Source organism: Arthrobacter sp. SPT-J7 (assembly GCF_059089965.1).
Genome location: NZ_JBNHFF010000620.1, coordinates 1 through 314 on the forward strand (window position 1 = coordinate 1; position 314 = coordinate 314).

A 314-nucleotide genomic window follows, 5' to 3' on the forward strand; every position below is an offset into this window, starting at 1 on the left:
GTAGTTTCGATAGTACGGCAGAAAGCACGGCACCGGGCGGGACCGTTGCCGTGCTTTCTGTATTTCTGGAGGTGCAGGTTATCCGAGCTCTGCGAGGACCTTTGCCACGATGCGGTCCACGGCAAGGCCGTAGCGGTCGTGGAGGGTGGGCAGTGCGCCGGCGTCGAGGAACTGGTCCGGCAGCGCAACAGGAACGACGCGTTTGCCCAGTCCGGCCGTGACCACGGCTGAGGCCACTGTTTCGAACAGCCCGCCCACCACGGAGTGGTTTTCCAGCGTTACGGCCAGGCGGTCGGTGTTGATTTCGGCGAGGA

Annotated in this window: 1 pseudogene; it reads right to left on the reverse strand. The window is 63.7% G+C overall.

Going from position 1 to position 314, the window contains the following annotated elements:
• Positions 1-78: 78 nt before the first annotated feature.
• Positions 79-314 (reverse strand): annotated as a pseudogene (locus AC5RWX_RS34550) (transketolase family protein); the annotation flags it as partial.